General features: G+C 39.3%; 4 protein-coding genes and 1 CRISPR repeat array. All 4 genes read left to right on the top strand.

Going from position 1 to position 5314, the window contains the following annotated elements:
- A CRISPR array of direct repeats spans positions 1 to 260; the repeat unit is 36 nt; unit sequence ATTGCGCAGGGCAAATGCCGCACGCGGCATTGAAAC.
- A 143-nt stretch (positions 261 to 403) separates the two neighbouring features.
- The 4 genes from T525_RS0111070 (at position 404) to T525_RS0111085 (ending at position 4212) form a co-directional block, all read left to right on the top strand.
- The gene (locus tag T525_RS0111070) at positions 404 to 1750 is read left to right on the top strand and encodes a M48 family metalloprotease (RefSeq protein WP_027407238.1); all 1347 of its coding nucleotides are present in this window, start codon (positions 404 to 406) and stop codon (positions 1748 to 1750) included.
- A 47-nt stretch (positions 1751 to 1797) separates the two neighbouring features.
- Entirely contained in the window at positions 1798 to 1959 is a 162-nt protein-coding gene (locus T525_RS16410; protein WP_156945770.1) for a hypothetical protein, read from the top strand.
- Between the two features lie 79 nt (positions 1960 to 2038).
- The gene (locus T525_RS0111080) at positions 2039 to 3289 is read left to right on the top strand and encodes a M48 family metalloprotease (RefSeq protein WP_027407239.1); all 1251 of its coding nucleotides are present in this window, start codon (positions 2039 to 2041) and stop codon (positions 3287 to 3289) included.
- 740 nt (positions 3290 to 4029) lie between these two features.
- The gene (locus T525_RS0111085; RefSeq protein ID WP_027407240.1) at positions 4030 to 4212 is read left to right on the top strand and encodes a hypothetical protein; all 183 of its coding nucleotides are present in this window, start codon (positions 4030 to 4032) and stop codon (positions 4210 to 4212) included.
- The last annotated feature ends 1102 nt before the right edge of the window (positions 4213 to 5314 follow it).

The raw sequence follows: 5314 nt of genomic DNA on the forward strand, positions 1-5314 counted from the left end.
ATTGCGCAGGGCAAATGCCGCACGCGGCATTGAAACTCGAATTTTGAAGCAATTCAGGACAAGTATCTATTAGGTATTGCGCAGGGCTAATGCCGCTTGCGGCATTGAAACGGGTGCAGTTCTTTCCATTCTTCTTCTGTGTAATATTGCGCAGGGCAAATGCCGCTTGCGGCATTGAAACCTAAATAGAGTTTTTATCTCCTTCATGCTCATTCCTGCAACAAATTGCGCAGGGCAAATGCCGCTTGCGTCCTAACACTCAATACGCCCAACTAAAAAAGAACTACATCCGTTAATGGCTGTAGTTCTTTTTAATATTGGTTTAATGGTTTATGTGAATATTTTTTTATATAATATCCAAAAGATAATTTGCGAACGGTGATTTTATCGGAAGGTGGGTATTATGAAAAAGACACTGGCAGTGGCTCTGTTGACTGCGGCAATTTTCACCGGCTCTGTGACAACAGACAATATCAATCATGCCCAGGCCTATATGATAACCTGCGCCCAGGAGAGAAATGATGGTTACAATGCCTACTGGGAGAAGGTATTGTCCAAGGAGCACTATAAGGATGCTGGGTTGTCCATGCTGTACAAGAATGTGGTTTATATGTTTCCAAAGATGCTTAATTTCGATGATGGCAGGCATAAGCGCTGGGTTGATAATGATGTGGTGGTAATTGACAATGGCACAACCAATGCATCTATGTATCCGGGGGGCTATATGGTATTTACCAAGTCCATGCTTGATTTTTGCCGTACCTATGAAAATGCTGGCTATATTTCAGGGTATAAGAAAAGGGGCTCTGATCCTGATACTACAGGACTGTATGCCAACGGTATGATTATGGGCGTCCTGTGCCATGAGTTCAGCCACCATATAAATGAGGATTATTTAAAGCGCATGGATAAGAACCGTAAGGTGAATATACTGGGGCAGGTTATTGGAATGTTTACTCCCCATACCACAAATGCAGCTGCTGTACAGCTGGGAGCTGCCATGTTCGTTCACAATCTGGCTGTCAATGGCTATTCCAAGCCCGATGAACGGGATGCAGATGAAACGGCTATGAAGATGATGAGTCAAATGACTCTTTATGGGGTTGGGGATATTTGTGCCTACCATTATAGAAGCGGAAATACCCTCAGACTTAAGAACAAGGACCCATGGAAGGAATCCAAAACACACCCTTCCAGCTTCGGCCGTATGAAGAAGGCCCAGGATTATATTAAGAAAATGTCCGATGGGAAGGTTAAACTGCGGAATTATTCCAAGGCTGAGATGAAGAAATATTATCAGTATACGAATAAATTGAACCAGAGTTACAGCAAATATGAATATGTGCTGGAGGTAAATGGTAAGCTGTTCAATGAAGGGATGAGCAATTATCCAGCTGGCTATGCTCTGGACAATGAGAATAACGGCCTGGCCCAGGACAGAACCTTTCATATAGCGGGGCAGATTGCTTCTGCGGTGGAGAGTGGTGTATTCAAGAAGAGAAATATCAGATATATATCAGCAAACGATTTCAATGGTGGAACTAGGGGCTCTAAAAACAGCGGATATGTGTATGTTAACTGTCCGAAGAAAAGCGGGGGCAGCGTTAAGCTAATAATTGACCGGGTGGATTTGGACGAATCTTATTATAATAGATCTATAAAAGAGGGGCTCAAAGGGATAAGCCCTTCCAGCTCCAGATATAATGAAATGACTGTTGCCAAGGGAATATACGACGCCGCAGAGGATTGAGCGTTGAAGAATATTAGCGTAGATAATATGAATGAGGTGGGGATATAATGGGTGCAGGCAAATTTATTGTATGGACGATGTGTTTGGCATTTTTGCTGGTTTCTCGTGTATCAATATGTGATGCATCCCAGTTTGTAGAAAAGAAACCGGTATATGCAGATGAATGGATGATAGATGCTCGGATTGTGCAAACCTCTCAAGTGATGTAAAATATGAAGCTGTAGTTCCTTTTCTGTTTTGGTATAATAGTTTACGTAGAACTTTTGTTATAATGCGAGGAATATATAAATGAAATTAATTATAAACCCCAAGAAGAAAATAATAGCATGCTTTATGGCTTTGGCTCTGGTTGCTTCATTATTCACAGCCAATGTTTCTGAAGCTTATGTCATCAGCGATGAAACTGAACACCTTTATGGCAATTATATTGAAGATGAATATGCCAATGGAGTTCGTTCCTGGCATAATGATTTTATTTATGCCATACAAAAAGAACTGGTTGAAATGAATCCAACTACATTAAATTTTAATGACGGAGTTCATTCCCGTTATCTTTATCCTATTAAGGAATCCTCGGTTAATGAGGTGGATGCAGTAACCCTTCCTTCCGGACGGATTTTTTTATCAACTCAAATGATTGATTTCACCATGACTATCCCTTCAATCGAAAAGATAGATTATCACAATCTTTGTAATTACAGCCCGGATAGCTTATATCAATACTCTATGCTTGCGGCTGTTATTGCCCATGAAGCCTCCCACTGGTATAACCGGGATTTTCAACGGAAGATAGATGCTTTATATGGGGAAAGAGGATTAAAAGAATTATTGGGGAGTGATTGGGACAGCCCTTCAGCCCAAAATCTTGCGGCTTTGATGACGGATATCGCTTACAATAAAACTGCCCCAAATGCCCGGTTCTCTGTTGAAGGGGAGTATTTGGCGGACAAGCAGGCAGTATCCTTTTTAAATAACAGCACAAGATTTTCTCCCGGCAGTTTGGTTTCTTTCCTCTATCGGTTGGATAAGCATGAAAAAAGATATGATCTCAAAGGCGTTAATGTAGTCGTGGCAGATGATTATAATCCACACCCTGATACACTTGAACGCATCCGTAGACTGGAAAAGCAAATTTCTGAGCATTCCTATGGCAGAGTAACCTTCAGTAATCAAAAATTCTACTTGGACGGCAAGCCTTTTATGGGAACAGGGATTATAGAAGGTAATGATAGGGTATCAACTATCGACAGAACCTATTACGTTGCAGGACAAATAGCAGATATTATCCATAATGGCGAATTGGGAAGTGGAAAGTTCGCTTTTACTGAGGTATATACAAGCGATAATATCCATAATGCAGATATTGAAGATTTATATTTGACCTGTGCAGATGGTGATACAAGATATTTTAAGGTTATTGACAGACTAAAAATAAGACCTAATGAATCGAGGTATATGTTAGGGGATGATACCCGTCCTTCTGGGTATGAATACAGCTATGATGCAGAATTAGCAAGATATATTGCTAGTTATCAATAGGAAATAGCCTTCTAATCCAAAGAAGTTGCAATGAGTTCGCATCGCTTGCGGCTTTTAAACAGCAAAAATCCTGATATTTAGATTAATTTCTAAATACCAGGATTTTTTTTAGTGCGTCTGGAAACTTTTAAAATATTCCGGCTGATATATATGGTGTAAGGATAAATCAGAAGACAAGGAGGTGATAATTATGGGGTGGTTTTTGGGCGGAATAGTAAGTGCTTTAGTAGTTTTGGAAGTGTTGGAGTAAGATGATGAGTAATTATGTCAGGTTTGTAAGGAGGTGAAATATATGTTAATAGCAGCTTTTTCTATAAAGTTTGATGGTGATGTTCCTTTGTCCTTAGCGATGTTGGCATAACAGTGTTTGTTTTTTAAGGAGGTGATAACTATGGGCTTCGTTATGGAGGAGTTTCCTTTGCCAGGTTCAGGTCCATTTGTATGTTTTTGAGAGGTGAATATTGATGTTTGGTTCTAAAAGATAGCCGCTGGATTCCAGGAACTGGATGAAGGCGGCTGTTTTACTTATGGTTTTGAGTGTGATAAAATAGTTAACAGAATCAATGAGTTGAAGTGAGATTTGAACTTTGCGCAGGGCTAATGCCGCTTGCGGCATTTAGGATAAACAAAAAACACTAAGCTTCATTTGCTTAGTGTTTTTTACTATCGTTATAAGGAAAATATGATGTGTATGCCAACTGTTATTGAATTTTAATTCTTACGAACGGAGGGGAATAATAGTGTCAAAGGATGGTTCTGTATTTGAAGATTTAGAAAAGATATTCACTGCACCCACCGAATGTGAGGCTTGTGGAGCCAAGGAAAAACTGACCAAAACCTATGTATCTAATTTTTTTGGCAAAGGAAAATATAAATATCTTTGCGCAAAGTGTGCATTATTGGAAAAAGCCCGCAAATATTGATTAAGTTGGATGCAAACGGCAAAAATCCTGGTATTTAGATCAATTTCTAAATATCAGGATTTTTTGCGTGCTTGGAAACTTTTTAGATATACCGGCTGATATATATGGTGTAAGAACGTAATTTTTTAAGCAGGGAGGTGAAATCTATGTGGTGGTTTGTTGGCGGAATAGTAAGTGCATTAGTGGTTTTGGAAGTGTTGGAGGAAGAAGATGATGAAGATGAATAACGTTTTCAGTTTCGTAAGGAGGTGAAATATATGTTAATAGCAGATTTATCTATAATATTTGATGGTGATGTTCCTTTGTCGTTAGCGATGTTGGCATAATAGTGTTTGATTTTTAAGGAGGTGAAAACCATGGGCTTCGTTATGGAGGAGTTTCCTTTGCCGGGTGCAGGTCCATTTGTATGTTTTTGAGAGGTGAATATTGATGTTTGGTTATAAAAGGTAGCCGCTGGATTCCAGGAACTGGATGATGGCGGCTGTTTTACTTATGGTTTTGAGTGTGATAAAATAGTTAACAGAATCAATAAGTTGGAGTGAGATTTGAACCCCCTGAAACCGCTCCAAAATGCCATTTTCAGTTCAGTATCCATGCGGGTTCCCAGGGGGTACAGTTGCAACGAACTCATGCCGCTTGCGGCATTGAAACATATATATTTAGGAGGTAACAACAGTAGTAGTAATGCTGGCACGGAATGCTGCTTGCGGCATAATAAAAATCCTGGTATTTAGATCAATTTCTAAATATCAGGATTTTTTTAGTGCGCCTGGAAACTTTTAAGATATTCCGGCTGATATATATAGTGTAAGAATAAATCAGAAGACAAGGAGGTGAAAGCAGTGAACTGGGTAAGCTGGTTACTAAGCTAAAGAAAAAAATATAAAAATGGAAAGTTTAGAGCGAAGGAAGGTGATATATATACTGTAAGGATAAAAAACATAAGACAGAGGAGGTGAGAATATGCATCCGGATATATTTGTTTTTGATTAAAAAAGATGATGTTGAGATTATGAGGAGGTGATATCCATGGGGCCATTTTTAGCTGGGTTGGCCACTTCGGTGGTTATATTAAGTGTTTTGGATTCCTAAAAGATGATGT

The sequence above is a fragment of the Anaerovibrio sp. RM50 genome (genome assembly GCF_000622005.1).
In the GTDB taxonomy this organism is placed as follows: domain Bacteria; phylum Bacillota; class Negativicutes; order Selenomonadales; family Selenomonadaceae; genus Anaerovibrio.

What these genes read in the sequence shown, in the direction of transcription:
- T525_RS0111070 (WP_027407238.1), top strand. Translation starts at nt 404, where the DNA reads ATGAAAAAGACACTGGCAGTGGCTCTGTTGACTGCGGCAATTTTCACC.
- T525_RS16410 (WP_156945770.1), top strand. Translation starts at nt 1,798, where the DNA reads ATGGGTGCAGGCAAATTTATTGTATGGACGATGTGTTTGGCATTTTTG.
- T525_RS0111080 (WP_027407239.1), top strand. Translation starts at nt 2,039, where the DNA reads ATGAAATTAATTATAAACCCCAAGAAGAAAATAATAGCATGCTTTATG.